At 63.2% G+C, this 21,679-nt stretch carries 21 protein-coding genes; 10 read left to right on the plus strand and 11 right to left on the minus strand.

What is annotated here, in order from left to right; genetic code table 11:
• Positions 1-153: 153 nt before the first annotated feature.
• A complete protein-coding gene (locus tag MUO32_RS14405) occupies positions 154-804 on the plus strand; it encodes a Kazal-type serine protease inhibitor domain-containing protein (RefSeq protein ID WP_257949005.1) in 651 nt (216 codons plus the stop codon).
• 66 nt (positions 805-870) lie between these two features.
• On the opposite strand, the gene MUO32_RS14410 is transcribed toward MUO32_RS14405, so the two are convergent.
• From MUO32_RS14410 to MUO32_RS14420, 3 genes are all read right to left on the minus strand, one after another.
• Complete coding sequence (locus MUO32_RS14410) at positions 871-1,245, minus strand: DUF779 domain-containing protein (RefSeq protein WP_257949006.1); 375 nt, start codon at positions 1,243-1,245, stop codon at positions 871-873.
• A 128-nt stretch (positions 1,246-1,373) separates the two neighbouring features.
• Complete coding sequence (gene adh, locus MUO32_RS14415; protein ID WP_257949007.1) at positions 1,374-2,882, minus strand: aldehyde dehydrogenase; 1,509 nt, start codon at positions 2,880-2,882, stop codon at positions 1,374-1,376.
• Positions 2,883-3,032: 150 nt separating this feature from the next.
• Positions 3,033-3,992: a helix-turn-helix domain-containing protein gene (locus tag MUO32_RS14420; RefSeq protein WP_257949008.1), complete on the minus strand. Its 960-nt coding sequence runs from the start codon at positions 3,990-3,992 to the stop codon at positions 3,033-3,035.
• A 208-nt stretch (positions 3,993-4,200) separates the two neighbouring features.
• Here MUO32_RS14420 and MUO32_RS14425 point away from each other — a divergent pair, with 208 nt between their 5' ends.
• Positions 4,201-5,385, plus strand: coding sequence for a benzoate/H(+) symporter BenE family transporter (locus tag MUO32_RS14425; RefSeq protein ID WP_257949009.1), 1,185 nt, complete (start codon positions 4,201-4,203; stop codon positions 5,383-5,385).
• A 3-nt stretch (positions 5,386-5,388) separates the two neighbouring features.
• Here MUO32_RS14425 and MUO32_RS14430 read toward each other — a convergent pair whose 3' ends face one another.
• Positions 5,389-6,834 carry a hypothetical protein gene (locus tag MUO32_RS14430; RefSeq protein ID WP_257949010.1) on the minus strand — a complete coding sequence of 482 codons (1,446 nt, stop codon included), beginning with the start codon at positions 6,832-6,834 and terminating at the stop codon, positions 5,389-5,391.
• A 241-nt stretch (positions 6,835-7,075) separates the two neighbouring features.
• Between MUO32_RS14430 and MUO32_RS14435 the strand changes: the two genes are divergently transcribed.
• The 5 genes from MUO32_RS14435 to MUO32_RS14455 all read left to right on the plus strand — a co-directional run bounded on the left by MUO32_RS14435 (position 7,076) and on the right by MUO32_RS14455 (position 12,317).
• The gene (locus MUO32_RS14435) at positions 7,076-7,684 is read left to right on the plus strand and encodes a 50S ribosomal protein L25/general stress protein Ctc (protein WP_257949011.1); all 609 of its coding nucleotides are present in this window, start codon (positions 7,076-7,078) and stop codon (positions 7,682-7,684) included.
• A 243-nt stretch (positions 7,685-7,927) separates the two neighbouring features.
• Complete coding sequence (locus tag MUO32_RS14440) at positions 7,928-10,309, plus strand: bifunctional diguanylate cyclase/phosphodiesterase (protein ID WP_257949231.1); 2,382 nt, start codon at positions 7,928-7,930, stop codon at positions 10,307-10,309.
• A gap of 19 nt (positions 10,310-10,328) precedes the next feature.
• Entirely contained in the window at positions 10,329-11,078 is a 750-nt protein-coding gene (locus MUO32_RS14445) for an ABC transporter substrate-binding protein (protein WP_257949012.1), read from the plus strand.
• Positions 11,079-11,149: 71 nt separating this feature from the next.
• On the plus strand, positions 11,150-11,866 hold the full coding sequence (gene pth / locus MUO32_RS14450; protein ID WP_257949013.1) for an aminoacyl-tRNA hydrolase: 717 nt from the start codon (positions 11,150-11,152) through the stop codon (positions 11,864-11,866).
• A 1-nt stretch (position 11,867) separates the two neighbouring features.
• Positions 11,868-12,317, plus strand: a complete 450-nt coding sequence (locus MUO32_RS14455) for a GNAT family N-acetyltransferase (protein WP_257949014.1) — start codon at positions 11,868-11,870, stop codon at positions 12,315-12,317.
• Positions 12,318-12,320: 3 nt separating this feature from the next.
• On the opposite strand, the gene clpS is transcribed toward MUO32_RS14455, so the two are convergent.
• Entirely contained in the window at positions 12,321-12,632 is a 312-nt protein-coding gene (gene clpS / locus MUO32_RS14460; protein WP_257949015.1) for an ATP-dependent Clp protease adapter ClpS, read from the minus strand.
• Positions 12,633-12,811: 179 nt separating this feature from the next.
• On the opposite strand from clpS, the gene ychF reads away from it, so the two are divergent.
• The gene (gene ychF, locus MUO32_RS14465; RefSeq protein WP_257949016.1) at positions 12,812-13,915 is read left to right on the plus strand and encodes a redox-regulated ATPase YchF; all 1,104 of its coding nucleotides are present in this window, start codon (positions 12,812-12,814) and stop codon (positions 13,913-13,915) included.
• 36 nt (positions 13,916-13,951) lie between these two features.
• Here ychF and MUO32_RS14470 read toward each other — a convergent pair whose 3' ends face one another.
• Entirely contained in the window at positions 13,952-15,070 is a 1,119-nt protein-coding gene (locus MUO32_RS14470) for a hypothetical protein (protein ID WP_257949017.1), read from the minus strand.
• A gap of 119 nt (positions 15,071-15,189) precedes the next feature.
• Between MUO32_RS14470 and MUO32_RS14475 the strand changes: the two genes are divergently transcribed.
• Complete coding sequence (locus tag MUO32_RS14475) at positions 15,190-15,660, plus strand: MaoC family dehydratase (protein WP_374708651.1); 471 nt, start codon at positions 15,190-15,192, stop codon at positions 15,658-15,660.
• Entirely contained in the window at positions 15,647-16,114 is a 468-nt protein-coding gene (locus MUO32_RS14480; RefSeq protein WP_257949019.1) for a MaoC family dehydratase, read from the plus strand. The genes MUO32_RS14475 and MUO32_RS14480 overlap by 14 nt, the downstream gene beginning before the upstream one ends.
• Before the next feature lie 15 nt (positions 16,115-16,129).
• On the opposite strand, the gene MUO32_RS14485 is transcribed toward MUO32_RS14480, so the two are convergent.
• From MUO32_RS14485 to MUO32_RS14505, 5 genes are all read right to left on the minus strand, one after another.
• On the minus strand, positions 16,130-16,672 hold the full coding sequence (locus MUO32_RS14485; RefSeq protein ID WP_257949020.1) for an adenine phosphoribosyltransferase: 543 nt from the start codon (positions 16,670-16,672) through the stop codon (positions 16,130-16,132).
• Positions 16,673-16,779: 107 nt separating this feature from the next.
• A complete protein-coding gene (locus MUO32_RS14490) occupies positions 16,780-17,658 on the minus strand; it encodes a cytochrome c1 (RefSeq protein WP_257949021.1) in 879 nt (292 codons plus the stop codon).
• A gap of 24 nt (positions 17,659-17,682) precedes the next feature.
• Positions 17,683-18,951 (minus strand): cytochrome b N-terminal domain-containing protein, encoded by a 1,269-nt coding sequence (locus MUO32_RS14495; protein ID WP_257949022.1) that lies wholly within the window; start codon positions 18,949-18,951, stop codon positions 17,683-17,685.
• A 14-nt stretch (positions 18,952-18,965) separates the two neighbouring features.
• Positions 18,966-19,544, minus strand: a complete 579-nt coding sequence (gene petA / locus MUO32_RS14500; RefSeq protein WP_257949023.1) for a ubiquinol-cytochrome c reductase iron-sulfur subunit — start codon at positions 19,542-19,544, stop codon at positions 18,966-18,968.
• A gap of 262 nt (positions 19,545-19,806) precedes the next feature.
• On the minus strand, positions 19,807-21,675 hold the full coding sequence (locus MUO32_RS14505) for an ABC transporter ATP-binding protein (RefSeq protein WP_257949024.1): 1,869 nt from the start codon (positions 21,673-21,675) through the stop codon (positions 19,807-19,809).
• Positions 21,676-21,679: the final 4 nt, after the last annotated feature.

Consider the following 21,679-nt stretch of genomic DNA (forward strand, 5'->3'; position numbering starts at 1 on the left):
GGACGGCAATTTCACTGTTCCTGAGCCTGCGCGCCCGTTTCGGTTGCGCAGGCTTTTTATTGGCGCAACTCCGCCCTGCTTTTTTGTTCACGGCCGATATCGGTCCGATCAAATTTGCGTTAGGGTCGACCCAGATTCGCGAGGAGGAATCCTATGATATCACTATCTTTCTTCAGCCGCCTGACAGCACGCGCCGCCATCCTTCTTGCTGCGGGCACGCTTGCGGCCTGCCAGGTCGAGGTCGATGAAGGCCGGCCGGATTATCGTCCCCGTCCGCAGGCCTGCACGATGGAATATATGCCCGTCTGCGGCACGCGCGGCGGCGAAATCCAGACCTTCCCCAATGCCTGTGAAGCACGTTCGAACGGTTATCGCATCGTCAGCCGCGGCGAATGCCGCTTTGGCGGCCGGCCCGATCCGCGGCCGGACGAAGGCCGTGCCTGCACACGGGAATACGCGCCGGTCTGCGGCTCGCGCGGCCGCGACCGCCAGACCTTCGCAAACGCCTGCGAGGCGCGCTCGAGCGGCTTTGATGTGATCGGTCGCGGCGAGTGCCAATCACGCCGCCCGGACACCGGCTGGCAGGACCAGAGCCGGGATCGCGACGATCGCTCGAGCCGTGAGCGCAGAAGAGACCGGGATCGCGAGCGCAGCGACAACAGACGCCAGGACGCCGATATCAGGCTCGGCCTCGACGACAGCGGCACGCGGGCGGATCGCATCGGACGCGAAGACCGCGAGCAGGATCCCCGCTGCGCGGACAAGCGCCGGGCAAAACGCGACCCGGCCTGCGCCGTAAACTGAGGCAGCCGCCAACCGAACAGAAAAGCCCGCCATTCGCATGGCGGGCTTTTTCATGCGCGCACCGGCTCAACGTTGCGGCAGCGGACAGGCCTCGCCGCCGCCAAAAATCCGGGAGCGGGTGAGAAAACGCTTCTCCCGACCATTATCGAGCGAGAACATGCCGCCGCGGCCGGGCACCACGTCGATGATCAGCTGCGTGTGCTGCCAGACACCGAACTGGCTCTCGCTGATATAGACGGGCACGCCGCCGATCTCGCCGAGCTTCACATCCCGGTCGCCGACAATATAGTCATCCGCCGGATAGCACATGGGCGAGGAACCGTCGCAGCACCCGCCCGACTGGTGGAACAGGATTTCCGGGTGATCCGCCTGGATCTCCCGGATGAGAGCAAGCGCGGCATCGGTCGCCACCACGCGCGGCTCGGTCAGGACGTCGGACATCGCGGCTCTCCTTGAATGCGGTTTCCCTCTCCCCGGGCAGGGGGAGAGGGAACGGACAGAAGCCATGATGGAAGCCTCTGCCCTTTGGTCGCCTTCTCCACGGGGGAGCGGGAGAAAGCGGCGGTCGCTCAGAAGAAACCGAGCGCCTTGGGAGAGTAGCTGACCAGCATGTTCTTGGTCTGCTGGTAGTGGTCGAGCATCATCTTGTGCGTCTCGCGACCGATACCCGACTGCTTGTAGCCGCCGAAGGCAGCATGGGCCGGATAGGCATGGTAGCAGTTGGTCCACACACGGCCGGCCTGGATATCGCGGCCGAAGTGGTAGCAACGGTTCGCCTCGCGGCTCCACACGCCGGCGCCAAGGCCGTAGAGCGTGTCGTTGGCGATGGCGAGCGCTTCCGCATCGTCCTTGAAGGTCGTGACCGAAACCACCGGTCCGAAGATTTCCTCCTGGAAGATGCGCATCTTGTTATGGCCGCGGAAGACGGTCGGCTTGACGTAATAGCCGCCGGAAAGGTCACCGCCGAGATCGTTGCGCCCGCCGCCGGTCAGCACTTCCGCACCTTCCTGCCGGCCGATGTCGATATAGGACAGGATCTTTTCCAGTTGCTCGGAGGAGGCCTGCGCCCCGATCATCGTCGCGGTGTCGAGCGGGTTGCCCTGCACGATCTTTTCGACGCGCTTGATCGCCTTTTCCATGAAGCGGTCATAGATCTTCTCATGCACCAGCGCGCGGCTCGGGCACGTGCAGACCTCGCCCTGGTTCAGCGCGAACATCGCAAACCCCTCGAGCGCCTTGTCGAGATAGTCGTCGTCCTCGTTCATCACGTCGGAGAAGAAGATGTTCGGCGACTTGCCGCCCAGCTCCAGTGTGACCGGAATGAGGTTCTGGCTGGCATATTGCATGATCAGGCGGCCGGTCGTCGTCTCGCCGGTGAAGGCGATCTTGGCGATGCGCGGGTTGGAGGCGAGCGGCTTGCCGGCTTCCAGACCAAAGCCATTGACGATGTTGAGCACGCCGGCCGGCAGCAGGTCGCCGATGAGCTCGGCCCAGACGAGGATCGACGACGGCGTCTGTTCGGCAGGCTTCAGCACCACGCAGTTGCCGGCGGCAAGGGCCGGTGCCAGCTTCCAGGTGGCCATCAGGATCGGGAAGTTCCACGGAATGATCTGGCCGACGACGCCGAGCGGCTCGTGGAAGTGATAGGCGATGGTCTCATGGTCGACCTCGCCGATCGTGCCTTCCTGCGCGCGAACGCACGAGGCGAAGTAGCGGAAATGGTCGATGGCGAGCGGGATGTCGGCGGCGAGCGTTTCGCGCAGCGGCTTGCCGTTGTCCCAGGTTTCGGCGCGGGCGAGGAGGTCGAGATTGTCCTCCATGCGCTGGGCGATCTTCATCAGGATATTGGAGCGCTCGGTTGCCGAGGTGCGGCCCCACTTGTCCTTGGCGGCGTGGGCCGCGTCGAGGGCGAGCTCGATATCGGCAGCGTCGGAGCGGGCGACTTCGCAGAGCTTGCCGCCAGTGATCGGCGTGACGTTATCGAAGTAGCGGCCCGCGACCGGCTCCTTCCATTCACCACCGATGAAGTTGCCGTACTTCGCCTTGTACGGATTTTCGACGATCTTCTGATGCAGCATGTCAATTCCTCCCAAAGAGACCCGGTTGGGCCGTCGAGGAGAATGGTGCTGCGCTTTCGGTGTTTGCGGTAGAGCCCCGCGGGCGATGGTTGCGACGACTGTTTCAGATTTGAGACAGGTCGGCGGCGCAGGCTGTGCTGCGCCGCAACATCAGTTGAGAGCGAGCTTCTTCATCTTGCGATAGAGCGTCGCGCGGCTGATGCCGAGCAGGTCGGCGGCCTGGCTGATATTGCCGCCGGCGCGCGTGAGGACGCGGCGAAGTGCCGCCCGTTCCGCATCGTCGAGGTCGCGCCCGTCCCCGGAACGGTCTTCGTGCAGAAGGTCGGAGGCGGCAACGCCCGTCGCGATGCGCCGGTCGTCGAGGCCGAGCACTTGCCGCGCCGCGCGCGTGGCGCCGAGCACGAGATCGTCGCGGTCGACGGCGAGCAATGCCGGCGCCGCCCGCCCGTCGACGGGCACTAGCAGGATGCGGGCAGCGGAGAAAGCGCGGCGGAAGAGACCGGCCTCGATGCGAGCAGCGGCATCGCGGATCGCCTGCGAAAGGATTGCCATGGTCATCTCGTTGGCATCGTCGCGGCAGGTGGAGATATCGATGGCGGCGGCAATGCGGCCGGTATGGTCGCGGATCGTCGCAGTGGTGCAGGAAAGGCCGGTGTTCTGCGACAGGAAATGCTGGTCACGCAGGATGAGGACCGGCCGCTCGTCGGCAAGTGCCGTTCCGATACCGTTGGTGCCGACGCTTGCCTCGCTCCAGACCGTACCTGACCAGAGACCCACGCCGCGAAACTCCCGGTCGTCGCCGGCCGCCCCGCGCCGTTCCAGCGCGATGCCGTTCTCATCCGTCAGGAGCAGGCAGCAGCCCGCCTTTCCGACCGTCGCAAAAAGCCGGTCGAGTTCACCCGAGGCCTCCTCGACGAGAACGCTGGAGCGGGTGCGGGCGTGACGGAATTCGCTCTCGGTCAATCGCCAGGGGGCACGGGCCTCCTCCGGCGACAGGCCGTGCAGGGTAAGGCAACGGCGCCAGGAAGCGGCGACAGGCGAACTTGCCGCGGCGGACGCATGGCCTGCCACGGTGTGCACATGATCCGCGTGGTGGACACGCAATGACATCCGCTCTCCTCCCCGAAAGCTTCCGACCGATCGTCACGCCAAAATATAACGACGCCCACTATAGCCCCGTTTCCGAGGGGAGGTCCAGCGAGACCAAGGTCCTAGTTCGGGCCGCAGACCAGCGTCGTCCCCATCGCGGCATAACCCTGTTTTCAAGCTCTTCGCCGCCTGTTACGACTGCGCATTCCTTTCCATGACCGATGTTGCCATGCTTCGTGATTTTTCCGCCCAAGCCCTTTTCATGGGCCTGCTCACCGCTTTCGTCGGTTTTGCCAGTTCCTTCGCCGTCGTGCTGCACGGCCTCACCGGCGTCGGCGCCACGGAGGCGCAGGCCGCCTCCGGGCTGATGGCGCTTTCGGTATCGATGGGCGTCTGCGCCATCGTGCTCAGCATTGCGACGCGCCTGCCGGTCTCCATCGCCTGGTCGACGCCCGGCGCGGCGCTTCTGGCGAGTTCCGGCGCCGTCGAGGGCGGTTTTGCCACCGCTGTCGGCGGCTTCATCGTCTGTGCGGTGCTGATCGTCATCGCGGGTCTCTGGAAGCCGCTCGGCCGCATGGTTGCCGCCATTCCCGCAGCGCTCGCCAATGCCATGCTGGCCGGCGTGCTGATCGGCCTCTGTTTCGCGCCGGTGAAGGCCATTGCCTTCAATCCGTGGCTCGGCCTACCGATCGTGCTGGCCTGGGTCATCGTCGGCAGCATCAACAGGCTCTATGCCGTGCCGGCGGCGCTTGCCGCCTTCGTCGCCGTGCTCGCTTTCGGCGTCGATATTCCCGACGGCGCCTTTGCCGGGCTAGCCGAAGCCCTGTTGCCGAAACCCGAAATCGTCACACCCGCCCTCACCTTTGCCGGCCTCGTGAGCATCGCGCTGCCGCTGTTCATCGTCACCATGGCCTCGCAGAACATTCCGGGCATCGCGGTGCTGAAAGTCAACCACTACGAGCCGAACCCCGGCCCGCTCTTCGCGGTCACCGGCCTCTTCTCGCTGCTGTCCGCCCCCTTCGGCGGCCATGCGGTGAACCTTGCCGCCATCACCGCCGCCATGTGCGCGGGAAGCGACGCCCATCCCGATCCGGCGAAACGCTACTGGGCGGCAATCAATGCCGGTGTCTTCTACGTGATCTTCGGCCTTGCCGCAGGCGCGGTCACCGCCTTCGTCAGCCTCGCGCCGCCCGTTCTCATCCAGGCCGTTGCCGGACTTGCGCTGATCAGCGCCTTCGCCAATTCGGCCCTCAACGCGTTCAAGGAGGTCGATGGACGGGAGGCCGCCGCGGTGACCTTCCTCGTCACCGCCTCGGGCGTCTCCTTCGCCGGCATTTCAGGCGCCTTCTGGGGTCTGCTCGCCGGCGGCCTGATGCTGGCGCTGTCGCGTTTCACCGCCAAGCGCCGCGCATAGATATCACTGCTGGAAGGGCAGCGGCTGGCCGTTGATCAACACCTTGCCGTCCTCGCCGACCGTCAGGTCCCAGATCTGCGCATTATCGCCGCCCTTGCGGGCAAGGCCCTTCATCATCAGGAGGCCGAAGGAGGCCTGGCCGAACTGCGGCACCTTCCCGGCATTTCGCTGCAGATAGGTGATCGTCTTGTCGAAGTCGCGCATGGTGATCGTGATATCGGCGCTGCGGCGGTCCTGCTGGTCGGGATAGACCGTCATCTTGCCGGAAACCTGCAGGTCATAGATCGGCGAGATGGCGGAAACATCCTCGAACTCGACAGTCATCGCGCCGTTCGGCAGAATGATGCGTCCGATCTCCTTGTTCTGCTCTTCCGTCAGCGGCTCCGGCTTGGTGAAGTCCGCATGATCGATGAGATAGGTGACGGCGCCGGCCAGGTCGAGATTGGTCACGGCTGCCTTGAAATTCGCCTTTTCCGGCAACGCCTCGGCAAATTCCGCCGGCAATATACCGGCCGGCGGCTTGGGATGTTCCACGCCAAAACCGAAACCGACACGCGTCGAATGGGCGATGCCGTTCATGTCGATATTGTAGGTGACGGCGTCGGCGCCGAAGATGCCCTTGTCGGTGCCGACCGTGACGTTCGAGGCCTTGATCGTTTCGGTCAGGTTGTCGAAGACCGGCAAGGAGGCGCGCAGCAGGTCTTTCAACCGGGCCGCGTCTGCCGACTCGAGCTTGTCCTTGTGCATGTTGTCGAGCACGAAGAAGACAAGATCCTGAAAGACCTTGTAGCGCGCGCCGTCCATGCTGACATCGATGTCGAGCGTATCGGCGCCGATATCGACGCGGCCGGAGGGACCGCCGGTGATCGTCTCGGCAAAGGCCTTCATCACGCCCGTGCTCGAAATGTCGACCGTATCGGGCGCCGTCTTCTCGGCCGTTACGCGCATGACCGATTCGCCGAAACTCGCCGTCACGCTCTCCTGCTGCGAGGTACTGGAGAAGGCGATACGCTTGGCCGACCAATCCGCCTTGGTGAAATAGAGGATTTCCGGGTCGTAGATCCCGTCCATCTTCATCGTGTCGATGAGATAGGTGAACGAGCCCTGGCCGGGCACCGTGCCTTTGATATCGAAACTGTCATTCGCCTCGATGCGGTAGGTGCCCTCCGGCTGCGGCCTGAGATAGGCCGTCATCGGCTTCAGGCCCTCGACCTGAACCGCGCCCTGTTTCGCCCTGTCCACGAGAACGGTCGGGTTGAAGCGCAGTTCATAGAAAGAGGAGGCAGCCTTCACCGTGATGAGGCCGGCATCGACGACGTCCTTCGGCAGATAGTGCGTCAGGCGCTGCTGGAGGCTTTCGGCACCGGCGGGCGATATATCCTGGGCAACGGCGGGGCTCGTAAAACCGAGCGCAAAAGCGGCCGAGGCCATCAGGATCTGTCGTCTCATTCTGTTCTCCTTCACCGAACCGGTTCCTATCGAGCATCCAATCGTGACGGCGGCGTGTCAATCCTGGCGCAATCGAGGGCCGGGCCTTGCATTTCCGGGCATTCTTGGCTATGGAGCCCCGTCCGCGTAGACACCCTTGGAGGCAACGTGGATGAGGCTTTCACGAAATCCTCAAGTTTTGCGCTGCCGGCGAACGCGCCAGCCGTGGAAAACTCTCCAGTAACACACGAAAGGTAAAGCCATGAGCCACGAAACTTACGAGCTCAAGGCCGAGACGCGCGAACGGGTTGGTAAGGGGTCCTCCCGTGAACTTCGCCGCAACGGCCTTATTCCTGCAGTAATCTATGGCGACAAGCAGGCCCCCCTGTCCATCGCCCTCTCGACGAAGGACGTCACGCAGCGTATCCACGCTGGCGGCTTCAAGACGACGGTCGCCACGATCGACGTCAACGGCGAGAAGATCAAGGTTCTGCCGAAGGACTTCCAGCTGGATCCGGTCCGCGACTTCACCGTACATGTCGACTTCCTGCGCGTTTCGGGTAACACCCACGTCGTCGTCGAAGTGCCGGTTCACTTCGTCAACGAAGAGAAGTCCCCGGGCATCAAGGTCGGCGGCGTCCTGAACATCGTTCGCCACGCAGTCGAGCTGCACGCTCTGGCCGGCGACATTCCGGAATTCCTGACGGCCGATCTCTCCGGCCTCAAGGTCGGCGACGGTATCCACATCTCGCACATCAAGCTGCCGAAGGGCACGAGCCCGGTCATCACCGACCGCGACTTCACCATCGCCACGATTGCCACCCCGGCAGCCGGCGTGAAGCAGGAAGACGCCGAAGGCTCCGCAGAATAATCCCATTTTCCGGGATCTTTCTCGAAACCCCGCGCCTTACCCAAGGCGCGGGGTTTTTCTTTGCCCGCACGAAACCGCACTACCCCAACGGGAAGTTTGAATTATCAGCACTTTTGCGAATGACCATTTTAGCAACATTTAAGACTTTGATGAAAATCTAGGTCCCGGGGAAAATTGGCAAAAGCCAAAGAGGGGCACCATGAACTGGCTTTGCAACCTGGCGCAGGAACGACCGGCATGAAAATGCATTCGGTTGAAAGCCGCTTCATTGCCATCGTCATTGGCGCCCTGCTCGTTTTCGTCGCACCGCTCTTCGTCCTCTTCCTGATCCTTTCCTCCGACCGCGTCGCGCGCGAGCGCCTGCACAATACCGAAGTGCTGCTTGAGGCGAATGTCCAGGCGCTTGGCAAGCCGCTATGGGATTTCGACAAGGACAGCGTCGACCAGATCGTTTCAGCCCTGCAGGCCGATGCCGATATCAGCTATGTGCATGTGCGCGATACGTCCGATGTCATCGACATCAGCAGGCCCGCCATCTCGCCCGACCCGGACGACGCCCGCTCCATCGTCAAGGCCGACATCCTCTACAAGGCGGCCGGCGGCATCAAGAAGGTCGGCACGGCGGAAATCTGGATCCGTAAGGAGGGCCTGTTCTCGCGCTTCTCCAAGGATGAGATCAGCATCTTCGCGATCTTCTTCTTTGCCGTCGCAACCCTCTTTACCGCAACCATCATCGGCAACCGCATCACCATCATCCGCCCGCTGATGCGCCTGACCGCCGCGATCGAGGCGACGCGCCGGCTTGGCTCCCGCCACCATGTCGACTGGACCTCGAACGACGAGATGGGCGCGCTCGCCCATAACTTCAACGAGATGCAGAGCAAGCTGGAGCGCGAGGAGAACGAACTGAAGCTGGCGCATGCCCGCGCCACCGATATCTACAACTTCACCCCGGCCATGCTGTTTTCCATCGATGCGGAAAACCGCATCACGGCCGTCAGCGACTATTGGCTGACCGCGACAGGCTACCGCCGCGAACAGGTGATCGGCCAAGGCTTCACCGACTTCGTCGAAGAGGATTCGCGCGCCGCCTACCGCAAGCGCCATGATACGTCAGATAGCGGCATCTGCGAGGTCACGGTGCGCTTCCGCTGCGCCGACGGCAGCGTGATCGACGTGCTGATCCTGGAAACCGGCGCGGCCGCGAGCAGCGGCCGGCAGGCACTGTCGCTTTCGGTCATGACCGATGTCACCGACCTCAAGGAGGCGGAGACCCGCAACCACCACCAGGCGATCACCGACCATCTGACGGGTCTGCTCAACCGCCAGGGCTTCGAGGCCGTGCTGGACGAGCTGATCGGTGAAGCCGATGCGCTCGGCCAGGAGCTCGCCTGCCTCTTCGTCGATCTCGACCGCTTCAAGTGGATCAACGACAATCTCGGCCATGCCAGCGGCGACGACGTGCTCTGCCAGGTGGCGATGCGCCTGCGCCGGCAGCTGCGCGCCAATGACGTGATCGCCCGCCTTGGCGGCGACGAGTTCGCCATCCTGCTGGCCGCTCCCAATGCCCGCCAGCTCGCCATGGATATCAGCGACCGCCTGGTCGCGAGCCTGCGCGCGCCGCTGGTGGTCAACGGCGCGGAACTCAATGTCAGCGCCAGCATCGGCATCGCGGTCTATCCCGACCATGCCGCCACCGCCGCCTGCCTGCTGCAGAAATCCGACATGGCCATGTATGCGCGCAAGCGCGACGGCAAAAACGGCGTCCAGCTCTTCGACAACAACATGGTCGACATCGCCCGCAAGCGGCTCGAAACCGAGCAGTACATCGACCAGGGCCTGCGCGACGACTGGTTCACCGCCCATCTCCAGCCGATCGTCAGCCTTGCCGACGGACGTGTTGCGGGTTTCGAGGCGCTGATGCGCCTTCGCCATCCCGAACACGGCATCCTGCCGCCGGCCGAGATCATCGGCATTGCGGAGGAGAATGGCTCTATCGGCCGTATCGGCGATTGCATTCTGACGAAATCCATCGCCAGCCTTGCCGTCATCTCGAAGCTCGCTGGCCTTGGCGACACGTATCTCGCGGTCAACTTCTCGCCGCTGCAATTCGAGCCCGCCCTGCCCGCCCGCATCGCGACGCTCCTCCTCGAAAACGGCATCACGCCCTCGCGCATCGTCATAGAGATCACCGAGGCCGTACTGATGCTCGACAATCCCGTCGTGCGCGACGTCCTCGACGCCCTCTCCGATCTCGGCTGCCGCATTGCGCTCGACGACTTCGGCACGGGATACTCCTCGCTCAGCTACCTCAACCGCTTCCCCGTCGATATCGTCAAGATCGACCAGTCCTTCACCCGCTCGCTGTCCTCCGACCAGTCGGACGTGCGCCGCAAGAGCCGGATGCTCGTGGAAGGTATCCGCACCATTTCGCACCAGATGGGATGCGCGGTGGTGGCCGAAGGCATCGAGACGACGGAGCAGTGGGATATCCTGCAAGGCATGAACATCGAATTCGGCCAGGGCTATCTGCTGAGCAAGCCCTTGCCGCTTGACGCGCTGCTCGAAAAGCTGGACGAATTTGCAATGCCCGACGTGCCCGAGCGCCGGGCCGTGGCCTCCTGACGGTTTGAGGGACAAGACGATGAAGACACTGCTTTTGACGCTTTGCCTGTCGCTTGCCCCCCTCTCCTCCACGCTCGCCGACACGATCCATTTCGTGACCGAAGAATATGCACCCTTCAACTACACCAAGGACGGCAAGATCACCGGTATCGCGGTCGACCAGGTGGAGACGATCGCCAAGGCCGCCGGCATCGACTATTCGCTGGAGATCATGCCCTGGGCCCGCGCCTTTGCCATGGCCGAGAACCAGCCAAACACCTGCGTCTTCACGACGGGCTACAACCGTGAGCGCGCCGAGCGCTTCATCTGGGTCAATCCGCTGCTGAAGGACCAGATGGTTCTCCTCAAGCGCAAGGGCGACGCCCATGCCGGCCTGACGATCGTCAAGGCGCGCGAGCTCAAGGTCGGCTCGCAGCGTGGCGATTTTGCCGTTGAAGCGCTTGAACTGGTCGGCTTCAAGGACATCGACCTCGCCGCCGATATCGACATCACGCTGCGCAAACTCATCTCCGGCCGCATCGACCTGATGCCGACTTCGATCAAGACCTACAAAAAGCTGGTCAAGGACGGATACGCCGTTGAAAAAGCCATGTTGATGGCCGGCCAGGTCTACGGGCTCGCCTGCAACAGGCAGACACCGCAGGGCCTCATCAAGGGGCTTCAGGCCGAACTCGACAAGCTCATCCTGAGCGGCGAGCAAGACCGCATCTTCACCGCCTACGGCCTGCCGCCGGACGCGCGCACGGCCCACAACGGCGCGAAGAATTGACCGAGGACGGTTGACTTCCGCCTGCTTTCGCGGTGGTGAAGGCGTAACGAACCATTGTGCGGACCACTTCCATGCAGATCATCGCGGGGCTCGGCAATCCGGGCGCAAAATATGCGGGCAACCGCCACAATATCGGTTTCATGGCGCTGGACGCGATCCACCGCAAGAACCCGTTCTCGCCCTGGTCGAAGAAGTTCAAGGCCGAGATCGCCGAAGGCGAGATCGCCGGCGAGAAGGTGCTGCTCGTCAAGCCGCAGACCTTCATGAACCTCTCGGGCGAATCCGTGGGAGAAGCGATGCGCTTCTACAAGCTCGCGCCCAAGGACATCGTCGCGATCTATGACGAGTTGGATCTCGCGCCTGGCAAAGCGCGCATCAAGATCGGCGGCGGCCATGGCGGGCACAACGGCATCAAGTCGATCGACGCCCATTGCGGCAGGGAGTACCGGCGGCTTCGCCTCGGCATCGGCCATCCCGGCGCCAAGGAACTCGTGACGAACCACGTGCTCGGCGATTTCGCCAAAGCCGACCATACCTGGCTCGACCCGTTGCTCGACGAGCTCGCGCTCAATGCCGATATGCTGGTGCGTGGCGAGGATTCGCAGCTGATGAACAAGCTGGCGCTCGCCACCGGCAGCAAGCCGGAGGAGAAGCCCGCTCCCGAAAAGAAGCCCGCCGGCCAGTCCCACATTCGTCAGGCGCGCAACCACAACCAGCCGAAGATTTTGCCCGCGACAGGCCCGATGGCGGAGATGCTGAAGAAGCTGCTCGGCAACAAGGGCGACTGACATGGCCGATGATGCCATCCTTCGCCCCGCAAAGCTGGTCGATCTTCCCGGCCTGCTCGCGCTTTATGCCGAGCTCAATCCCGACGATCCACCGATGGACGCGGCAACGGCGGAAGCGCATTTCGCCGCCATCCTCGCCCAGCCGGGCATGACGGTCTATCTTGCCGTCAAGAGCGATATCCCCCTCGCCTCATGCACCCTCGTCGTGGTGCCGAACTTGACGCGCGCCGGCGCGCCCTATGCGCTGATCGAGAACGTCGTCACCGCTGAGGCCGCCCGCCGCACGGGCCTGGGCCGCGCCGTCCTCGCACACGCCGTGGATAGGGCATGGCAGGCCGGCTGCTACAAGGTGATGCTGCTCACGGGTCGCGGCGATACCGGTGCTGCCGATTTCTACGCAAGCTGCGGCTTCAAGCAGGACAAGACCGGATTCCAGATCCGTCGCCCCTGAGACCTATTCCTCCGGCTCCGTCTGGAAGAGCAGCGGATAGCCTGCCTCCTTGGCAAGATCCGTCGCTTCCTTCGCCTTCGTCTCGGCGATGTCGCGCGCGCAGATGACGACCACACAGGTGCCCATCTTGTGAGCGGTCATCATGACCCGGTAGCTCGTCTCCTCCGCCATGCGGAACACCGCCTTCAGCACCAGCACGACGAATTCGCGCGGCGTGTAGTCGTCGTTGACGAGCAGGACCTTGTAAAGCTTCGGCCGTTCGATCTTCGGCTTGGTGGTCGTCTTCGGGATGAGGGTCGTGTCACCATTGCTCATCGGAAGCTCCTCATGACATTGGCTTCGAGCGATGTTGGCCTATTGTGCATTGCAAGAGGCGTGAGTTCAAGGCCCTGCGGCGTCACTTGGCAGTCCTGCGAACGGCGGGGTCTTGACCCTGCCCCTCCCATCCCCCATAGCGAGGGCAACGATTTTCTTACGACGAATGGACCATCTCCATGGGCTTCAAATGCGGTATCGTCGGTCTGCCGAATGTCGGCAAGTCGACCCTCTTCAACGCGCTGACCAAGACGGCGGCAGCGCAGGCTGCGAACTATCCCTTCTGCACCATCGAGCCGAACACCGGCGAAGTGGCGGTTCCCGATCCGCGCATGAAGGCGCTCGCCACCATCGCGGGCTCCAAGGAAATCATTCCGACGCGCATCTCCTTCGTCGACATCGCCGGCCTCGTGCGCGGCGCCTCGAAGGGTGAAGGCCTCGGCAACAAGTTCCTCGCCAATATCCGTGAAGTCGACGCCGTCGTGCACGTCCTGCGCTGCTTCGAGGATGACGATATCACCCATGTCGAGGGCCGCATCAATCCGGTCGGCGATGCCGATACGATCGAGACCGAGCTGATGCTCGCCGACCTCGAGAGCCTGGAGCGCCGCGTCGAGCAGACCCGCAAGCGCGCGGCCAGCAAGGACAAGGAATCGCTCGCCCAGCTGCCGATCATGGAAGCCGTGGTGAAGCTGCTCAACGAGGGCAAGCCGGCCCGTATTCTCCTGAAGACGCTGGCGCCGGAGGAAATCGAGGTCCTGAAGGGTCTGAACCTCTTGACCTCGCACCCGGTTCTCTACGTTTGCAACGTCGCGGAAGCCGATGCCTCGACCGGCAACGAACACACCGCAGCCGTCGCCGCCATGGCGAGGGAACAGGGAGCCGAATGCGTCGTCATCTCGGCTGCAATCGAATCCGAAGTCGCGCAGCTCCCCGAGGAAGAAGCGGCTGAATTCCTCTCGGCACTCGGCCTTGAGGAAGCGGGCCTGGACCGGCTCATCCGCGCCGGCTACCACCTGCTCGACCTCATCACCTATTTCACCGTCGGCCCGAAGGAAACGCGCGCCTGGACCATCGTGCGCGGCACCAAGGCCCCGCAGGCCGCCGGCGTGATCCACACGGACTTCGAACGCGGCTTCATCCGCGCCTTCACCATCGCCTATGACGACTACATCGCCTACAAGGGCGAAGTCGGCGCCAAGGAAGCCGGCAAGGGCCGCGACGAAGGCAAGGAATACGTGGTCAACGACGGCGACGTCATCCACTTCCGCTTCAACACGTAAGCGGCAAGATATCCGGCATTTTCGAACTGCCGTCCCTCACCGGAGGGGCGGCAGTTTTTCTTTGAGCGCCAAAGGCAGCGGCGTCACCGTCCAGCGCCGGAAATGCGGCCAGCCGATACCGATGGTCAAGACGACGACGCCGACGATCAGGAGCGTCAGGAAAACATAGCTTTCGGGTGCCGCCGCCGTGCGCTGGAGCAGGCTTGCCGTGGCAAGCCCGAGCGACAGCAGGCCCGAGGTGACGAAGGCGCGCCGGTCGATGGCAAGGCCGATCCCCATCAGCACGACGACGATAGCGACGATGATCAACGCCTCCGGCAGGCCCTTGTCGCTGCTGAACAGTGTATCGTTGGCGAAATCACCGAGGAAGACGAAGCACAGCGTAGAATAGAGCAGCGCCGGCGCCGTCACCAGATGCAGCCAGAAGGCAATGTCGGAGCGGCGCGAGACGCGAAACCGGTCCGAGAGGTCATAGGCCATCGCCACGGCAAACAGGACCAGCGCGGCGGCAAGGAAGATGCCGGCCGAGAGCATGGGCTGGGTGGCAATGAGATCGGCGCTGCCCGTCAGCCGCGCCAGCGCAAGGAAGACGAGGCCGAGCGCCACGGCCGCCAGCGACAGGAACCAGAGGCTGAGCGACAGCGGAATGCGGTAGCGCCAGTAGAACGGCGGCAGCAGGATCGCGAAGGGCAGCATGGTCAGCAGGAAATCGAGATAGCGGTTTTTCTCCGCACCCAGAACATCGTCCAGAAGCAGGATCGTCGTGATGGCGATCCAGTGCGCATAGAGAAGGGTCAGCAGCACGGCGGGCAAGGCGAGACGCTGCCGCTTCACCAGGATTTCCGCAAGGATGATGATGGCCGGCAGCGCGGCGAGGAAGGCGCCGATGCCCCAGACGCCCGCCATGACGATGGCCACGCCGATGGTGATCAGCACGTCATGGAAGCCGCGGATGAAGCGCGGCGCTTCCGTGTCCTCGACGGGCGCGATGGCCCGGTCTTCGGCAGGGCCGGCGATATCGAGCACGCGCGCTTCGGGCGGTGCACCAAGTGCCACACCGCGTGCTTCCATATAGCGCAGCAGCGTGCCTGCCTGCTCGGCGGAGAGAATCCCCTCGCCGGCCGCACCGTCGAGCACGGATTTCAGCGTCTGCATATGTCGTCGTCTCCTCGCGCGGCGTCGCGCGCACCTTACCCGTCCGTTGCCCGCTGGCAAGAGCTTGCAAAACGACGCCTCGCTCGCCATTGTCTGCCCGCAACAGGATGGACGAGACGGTGCCCAACTACACGTTTGAAGACTTTACGCCGGGCCGGCGCTTCGACTTTTCGAAGCGCACGATGACGGCGGACGAGATCATCGCCTTCGCGCGGGAATTCGACCCGCAGCCGATGCACATGGACGAGGCCGCCGGGCGCGCCAGCATTCTTGGCGGCCTTGCCGCTTCCGGCTGGCACAGCAGTGCCGTGATGATGCGCATGCTTTTCGAGGCCTATATTGACGGCTCGACCTCCGAAGGTTCACCCGGCGTCGACCTCATGGAATGGAAGCGTCCGGTGCTTGCCGGCGATACGCTTGGCGGGCACTGCGCGGTGCTGGACGCCCGCCTCTCGCGCTCGCGCCCCGAGATCGGCATCGTGCGCATGCGCGCCGAGGTGACGAACCAGCGCGGCGAACTCGTCGCCGTCTCGGAATATATCAACATGATGCGCGTTGCCGGAAAGGGTGCCGACCATGCGGATGGCTGAGCTCTACCCGTTCGGCGAGGCCGTCGAGATCGGCAGCAATACGTTTACCGCCGCAGACATCATCCGCTTTGCCGAGAGCTACGACCCGCAACCCTTCCATCTCGACGAGGAACTGGCCAAGAACGCGCTCTTCGGCGGCCTCTGCGCCTCAGGCTGGCACACCAGCGCGGGCTGGATGAAATGCTTCGTGCCGTTCTGGCTCGGCGAATGCAAACGCCTCGCCGCCGAAGGCATCGTGCCCCCCAATCTCGGCCCTTCACCCGGCTTCACCAAGCTCAGCTGGCTGAAGCCGGTCTTCGCGGGCGACACCATCACCTATTCGGTGACGCTGCTGGCCTCCCGCGAACTCGCGACGCGGAAGGACCGGCTGATCAATTCGATCCTCTGCGCCGGTCGCAACCAGAACGGCGAGCCGGTCATCCGTTTCGAGAGTACCGTACTGGAATTCGTCTGAGGGTAGGCGACGGGCTCAATGCCCGTCGAAGGACACCAGGGTGCGCACTTCCACACCCAATGCTTCCAGCTTCTTGCGGCCGCCGATTTCCGGCAGGTCGATGACGAAGCAGGCGGCGACGATGTCGGCGCCGATCTGGCGCAGCAGTTTTACCGCCGCTTCCGCCGTGCCGCCCGTCGCGATGAGGTCGTCGACGAGGATAACCTTCTCCCCGGGCTTGATGGCGTCCTTGTGCATTTCCATCTCGTCCACGCCGTATTCCAGGCTGTAGGCGATGCGCACCGTCTCGTGCGGCAGCTTGCCCTTCTTGCGGATCGGCACGAAGCCGGTCGACAGCTGGTGCGCCATGGCGCCGCCGAGAATGAAGCCGCGTGCCTCGATGCCGGCGACCTTGGCAATGCCGATGCCGGCATAGGGATGCACCAGCTCGTCCACGGCGCGGCGGAAAGCGCGCGGATTGCCGAGCATGGTGGTGATGTCGCGGAAGATGATGCCGGGTTTGGGATAGTCCGGAATGCTGCGGATCGCGGCGACGAGTTCTTGTTCAACGGTAGACATGGGTTTTCCCGACTGCGGAGAGCTTCTGGGGTTATTGCAGGTGCAGAACTGCCCCACAACAAAAAAGGCGGCCCGAAGGCCGCCTTTTGACCGGGCGGTAGAACCGCTCAGTGTTCCTTGTTCGCGTAGACCGACTTCTTCGTCAGGTAGATCAGGCCGGTGAAGATCACCAGGAAGATCATGACCATGAAGCCGGTGCGCTTGCGTGCTTCGAGATGCGGCTCGGCGGCCCACATCAGGAAGGCGGAGACGTCGTGGGCATACTGGTCGACCGTCTGCGGCGAACCGTCGTCATAGGTGACCTGATCGTCGGAGATCGGCTTGGCCATGGCGAGTGCGGCTGCACCGGCGAAGTACGGGTTGAAATGCGTGCCTTCGGCGACTTCGATATGCGCCGGCTTCTCTTCGTCGTAACCTGTCAGCAACGAGTAGATGTAGTCCGGGCCACCTTCCTGGTACTGCGTGAAGATGTCGAAGACGAACTGCGGGAAGCCGCGGGTGATGCCGCGCGCCTTAGCGATCAGCGAGAAGTCCGGCGGCGCCGCACCGTTGTTCGCGGCCGCAGCCGCCTGCTGGTTCGGGAAAGGCGACGGGAAGTGGTCGGACGGAACGGCCTTGCGGGTGAACATCTCACCGTCGCTGTTCGGGCCGTCCTGCACTTCGTAATTCGCCGCAAAGGCCTTTACCTGCGCTTCCGAATATCCCAGGCCTTCCAGCGTGCGGAAGGCGACGAGGCTCATCGAATGACAGGCGGCACAGACCTCGGTGTAGACCTTCAGGCCGCGCTGCAGCTGGCCCTTGTCGTACTTGCCGAACGGACCGGCAAAGGTCCAGTCCTGCTCCCGGGGCTTATGCATCGGGAAATGGGGCGTGGCGTGTTCCGCTCCGGCACCGGCGGCGGGGGCAGCCTCTTCCGCCACGGCGAAGGAGACGCCGAGACCGGCGACGAGTGCGAGCGACAGAATGCCTGCAACAAGCTTTTTCATTGTCTTAGTTCCTTTCGCTCGCTCTCAGGCCTTGGCCAACTTGGCGTTCTTCTTTTCCAGAACCGCTTCCGTGATCGAATTCGGAATGCGCTTCGGGGTCTCGATCAGGCCGAGCACCGGCATGATGACGAGGAAGAAACCGAAGTAGTAGAGCGTACCGAGCTGCGAGAGGACGACGTAGATGCCTTCTGCGGGCATGGCGCCGAGCCAGCCGAGCAGGATGGCATTCACCACGAACAGCCAGAAGAACAGCTTGTACCAGGGGCGGTAGACGGCCGAACGGACCTTCGACGTGTCGAGCCAGGGCAGGAAGAACAGCACGATGATCGCGCCGAACATCACGAGGACGCCGCCAAGCTTGGAGTCGATCGGGCCGACGTTGAAGGTGATGGCGCGCAGCATCGCGTAGAACGGCAGGTAGTACCATTCCGGAACGATGTGGGCAGGCGTCTTCAGCGGGTCCGCCGGAATGTAGTTGTCCGGGTGGCCGAGATAGTTCGGCATGTAGAAGACGAACCAGGCAAACGCGATCAGGAAGACCGAGACGCCGAGCGCGTCCTTGAGCGTCGCATAGGGAGTGAAGGGGACCGTGTCGGTCTTGGACTTCACTTCGACGCCGGTCGGGTTCGTCTGGCCGGTGACGTGCAGCGCCCAGATGTGCAGGATGACAACACCGGCGATCATGAAGGGCAGCAGGTAGTGCAGCGCGAAGAAGCGGTTCAGCGTGGGCTGATCGACGGCAAAGCCGCCCAGCAGGAACTGCTGAATCCATTCGCCGACCCACGGGAAGGCCGAGAAGAAGCCGGTGATAACCGTGGCGCCCCAGAAGGACATCTGACCCCAGGGCAGAACGTAGCCCATGAAGCCGGTTGCCATCATCAGAAGGTAGATGACGACGCCGAGGATCCAGAGGATTTCGCGCGGTGCCTTGTAGGAGCCGTAGTAGAGGCCGCGTGCAATGTGCAGGTAGACAGCGATGAAGAAGAAGGACGCGCCGTTGGCGTGCATGTAGCGCAAGAGCCAGCCGTGGTTCACGTCACGCATGATCTTCTCGACCGAGACGAAGGCCTCGTTGACGCTGGCGATGTAGTGCATCGCCAGAACGATACCGGTCAGGATCTGTACGATCAGCATCACCGACAGCATGGCGCCGAAGGTGTAGGCATAGTTCAGGTTGCGCGGAACCGGGTAGGAGACGAAGCTGTCATGGATCATGCGCGGCAGAGGCAGGCGCGAATCGACCCACTTCTCGATGCCAGTCGTCGGCTGGTAGGTGGAATGTTCAGCACTCATTATCAGGTGTCCCCTCAACCGATCTTGATGACTGTGTCGGATACGAACGCGAAGGTCGGCACAGCGAGGTTCTCCGGGGCCGGACCCTTACGGATACGTCCAGCAGTGTCGTAGTGCGAACCGTGGCAGGGACAGAACCATCCGCCGAAATCGCCGGCCTGGCCGAGCGGAATACAGCCGAGATGCGTACAGACGCCGACCATGATGATCCAGTTTTCCTTGCTCGCCCCGGCAGAGCGGTCGAGATCGGTCGCCTGCGCGTCGGCCGCGATGTTGGCGTTACGGGCAACCGGGTCCTTGAGGTCGGAAAGCGCAACAGCCTTGGCTTCCTCGACTTCCTTGTCCGTGCGGTTGCGGATGAAAACCGGTTTGCCGCGCCACTTGACGGTCAGGGACATGCCGGGGGTCAAGCTGGAGACATCGACCTCGATGGCGCCGAGCGCAAGCGTCGATGCGTCCGGACGCATCTGGTCGATGAACGGCCAGGCGACAGCTACGCCGCCCACGACGCCCGCCATACCCGTGGTCAGGTAAAGAAAATCACGGCGAGTGGGCTCGCCCAGGGATTCGCTTGTTGTCTCGTGTTCGCTCACGGCTAAACCATCCTCTCACGCAAAGTCTGCGGAAACCGCAACGCCCCTTTGGAAACCGGCAATTCCGGACACAATACGGCCATAGATTCCCCGTCAATCCGGCGCGTTCTATGCTTGATCGCAAATTATGTCCAGCCTTGGCAAGGGGAGGTGGGCACATTGTCGCGGGAAAAACGGAGCATCTTGACAAGGCGCATGCATCGCCTTGAACATCCAGCGCTTCCCGGCTGAAAAGACAGTCGCGAAACGACGCTTCGCCGTCCTACTGCGCCGCTTCCTCATGGCCAAGAAACCCGCCGGACTGGCGCGACCAGAGATCCGCATAGAGCCCGCCCCTGGCGACGAGCTCCGCGTGGCTCCCCTCCTCCACGATGTGACCGCGATCCATGACGATCAACCGGTCGAGGGCGGCAATGGTGGAAAGGCGATGGGCGATGGCGAGCACGGTCTTGCCGCGCATCAGCCGTTCGAGGTTCGACTGAATCGCCGCCTCGACTTCGGAATCGAGCGCCGACGTCGCCTCGTCGAGCACCAGGATCGGCGCATCCTTCAGCATGACGCGGGCAATGGCGATGCGCTGGCGCTGGCCGCCCGAGAGCTTGACGCCGCGCTCGCCGACATGCGCGTCATAGCCCGTTCGGCCACGCTGGTCCTCGAGCGCAAGGATGAAATCGTGCGCCTCGGCCTTCTTCGCCGCCTCGATCATCTGCGCTTCGCTGGCATCGGGGTTGCCGAAGAGGATGTTGTCGCGGATCGAGCGATGCAGCAGCGCCGTATCCTGGCTGACCATGCCGATATTGGCGCGCAGACTCTCCTGCGTGACCGCGGCAATATCCTGCCCGCCGACAAGGATGCGGCCGCCTTCGAGATCGTAGAAGCGCAGCAGCAGGTTGACGAGCGTCGACTTGCCGGCACCGGAGCGGCCGACGATGCCGACCTTCTCGCCGGAGCGCACAAGAAGCGTCAGGTCATCGATGACGCCTGAGGCGCGGCCATAGTGGAAGCGGACATGCTCGAACCGGATTTCAGGATGCGCCACCGTCATACCCTTGGCATCCGGCCTGTCGACAAGGCCGATCGGCTGGGAGATGAGGTCGGCGGAATTCTGGATCGTGCCGATGTTGCGCATGATGCTGTTGAGCTGCGTCATCAGGCGGTTCAGCAGGAAATTCAGCCGGAGCACCAGCGCCATGGTGAAGGCGACGGCGCCCGAACTGATGATGCCGGTCAGCCACAGATGGATGCACAGGACCGCCATGCCGGCAATCATCAGACCCGACAGGAAGGCGAGCGAGGCGCGCAGCGTGGTGAGGAGCCGAGTGAAATTGAGGATCGTGGCCTGGAACGTGTCGAACCCGTCGCGCATGTAGCGGTCGTTGGCATCGTCACGGCCAAAGAGTTTCAGCGTCTGGATATTCGAATAGGCATCGACCATGCGGCCGCTGATCATCGATCCCGCTTCCGCGGACTGGCGCGCATGCTCGCGGATGCGCGGCACGAAGAAGCGTGCCAGCACCGCGAAGATCGAGAGCCAGACAAGCAGAACCGCAGCCAGCCGCCAGTCGAGCTGACCGAGCAGTACGAGCGTCGAAACCGTGTAGATCGACACGAACCAGATGCTTTCCATGAAGGACGTGATGACGTCGCCCGTCGCCTGCCCCGCCGACCAGACCTTCGTGACGATGCGGCCGGAAAAATCGTTCTGGAAGAACGAGAGCGACTGGCGCGCGACATGCACATAGGATTGCCAGCGTACGAGATTGTAGAAGCCCGGCGTGATGACCTGCTGATCGACCAGCGCCGTCAGGAAGGCCACGACGAAGCGCACGACGCCGATCAGCACGAGCATCATCAGAAGCTCGGGCCCATGCGCGGACAGCAGTCCGCTCCACCCCTCGCCCGGCTTGACCGTCGCCAGCATATCGACGAGCCGCCCGACAAACCAGAACGTCGCCGCCTCGATGCCCGCCGTGATGCCGCCAAGCACGAGCAGCGCCGCGAACGGCGCCTTGGCCTGCCCGACATAGAACCAGACGAACGCCATCAACCCCTGCGGCGGCCGCAGGTCATCGCGCCGCGCGAAGGGCTGGATCCAGTTCTCGAAGAAGGAGAAAAGCCGGCGGAAGATCATATGT

It is taken from the genome of Shinella sp. CPCC 101442, from assembly GCF_024704725.1.
Lineage (GTDB): Bacteria > Pseudomonadota > Alphaproteobacteria > Rhizobiales > Rhizobiaceae > Shinella.